Source organism: Sphingobium cyanobacteriorum (assembly GCF_030580935.1).
GTDB classification, from domain to species: domain Bacteria; phylum Pseudomonadota; class Alphaproteobacteria; order Sphingomonadales; family Sphingomonadaceae; genus Sphingobium; species Sphingobium cyanobacteriorum.
Map to the genome: position 1 here is coordinate 1 of NZ_JAUQOM010000062.1, position 1,912 is coordinate 1,912.

1 protein-coding gene is annotated in these 1,912 nt (G+C 63.6%); it reads left to right on the forward strand.

Annotated features, from left to right (window positions below; genetic code table 11):
* Nucleotides 1-1,664 (forward strand): type IV secretion system DNA-binding domain-containing protein (locus tag Q4610_RS21650; protein WP_304537838.1); only part of this gene is annotated, 1,664 nt, incomplete at its 5' end.
* Between the last annotated feature and the right edge of the window lie 248 nt (nt 1,665-1,912).

A 1,912-nucleotide genomic window follows, 5' to 3' on the forward strand; every position in this document is an offset into this window, starting at 1 on the left:
ACGCTGTAGATCCCCACACCTCCCTGACTCGGCAGAAAGGCTTCAAGGTGGACGACTTTTACGCCGCCCGCAGCAGGACTATCCCGCCGCTACCGTGGTCGAATATTGCTCCGCCGTTCTCATTCTGGGCAGCTGCGGATGCCCTGGTACCCCATGACGGGGGCGGCGAGGCGCAGTTCTGGGTGATCGCCGCCCGTGCCCTGTTCGTCGAATTCTGCCTCAAACTCCTGGCCGATGGCAGGGCGAGCAACGAAGCACTTGCCCGCGAGCTAATGACCGCGGACCTGTCGCGCGTTCATGCCATGATGCGTGGCACCATAGCCGATCCACTGACCGCACCGGAAGCCGCCCGCATGGCGGAATCGATCCGCGCCGTGTTCAACGTCAATGCCAAGGCGCTCAAGTTGTTGCCGGCTACCGGGCCTCGCTTCTCGGTCCGAAAGTGGATCGAAGAGGGCGCAGCTGGAGTTCAGGACCAGGGCTCAATCCTGTTCATATCTGCCCGCTACGTCGACATGAGCGTCTGCGCGCAGCTGCTCACGCTCTGGCTCGATACAGCGATGAATACGCTTATGACTGGCCCACGCACCCGCGATCTCAAGTGCTGGTTCTTCGTCGATGAATTGGGGGCATTGCATCGCCTGCCAGCCCTCGAGAAAGGACTGCAGACAGCGCGCAATTTCGGCGGCGCTATTGTCCTTGGCATCCACGCCTACGCCAAACTCAAGGAAGTCTACGGCGAGAACATGGCGATGACCCTGTCATCGCTGGCCCGGACGAAACTGATCCTCGGCACCGCCGACCGGGAAACGGCTACCTGGTGCTCCGACTTCATTGGCCATCGCCAGGTGCGCGACATGGAGGAGGGCTACACCTACGGCTACAACAATGCCCGTGATGCGGTGAGCCTCACCCCGCGCAAGCACATCGAGCCGCTGCTGCTGCCCGACCAGTTGATGAACCTGCCGCGGCTGTCCGGGTACATCAAGTTCCCCGATGGTTTCCCCGCCGCACCCGTCAGGCTCACCCCGGTCAACCGGCCCAAGCGAGCGGAGACCTTCATTGCCCGGGTGAAGGATGGCCCAAAAGCTCCGGTTGCCGAGCCTCAGCCGCCGGCACAGCAGGCGCGGCAGTCGACAGCATCAACGGGCAATGAGCATCCCTCGTCTAACGACGATGGGGCGGGCAAGCCGGTCGTGCCCAAGCAGGGAGAACTGGCCCTCGACCAGAGGCAGCAATCCGAGCCGAAACAGAAGCCTGACGCGCACGTAAAGGATTTGCGGCAGCCCGTTGAAAGCAGGCCCGGCAAGACGCCGAAGGAGCAGGAACGGGCCGCTCGATCGGGGAAAGAGAAGGCGGGCAACGCCAAGCGAGAGAGTTCGAACACCCGAACTGAAGCAACGCCTAGAAAGGCAGGACCCTCCGCCCGCCCGCTCCTCCCGACCGGCGAGGCCGCCGCGACGCAGGATCAGTCAGCTACTCCCAAGGGCACTGCTCGGGCTGGAACGTCGGAAGCGAAGCCGCCGCAAGAGGGTAGGCCGGACAATTCTAAAAGCACCGGCTCCAGCGATGCAGCAGCGCGCAAGCTGATGCTCGAGGATGGGCTGCGCGAGCAGGAACCGCCGCCGATGACGGGGCCCGACCTCGGCGACATGGAGATGTGAGCATGTCACCGATTGCCACCGCTACGGGAGACGGTCGATGCTGTCGGTAGCCAACGTCCGCACCGCGGGCGGCGCGGCCAACTACTTTGCTGCCGACAACTACTACACGCGGGCCGATGCCGACCGCTGAGAACGGCGGAGCAATATTCGACCACGGTAGCGGCGGGATAGTCCTGCTGCGGGCGGCGTAAAAGTCGTCCACCTTGAAGCCTTTCTGCCGAGTCAGGGAGGTGTGGGGATCTACAGCG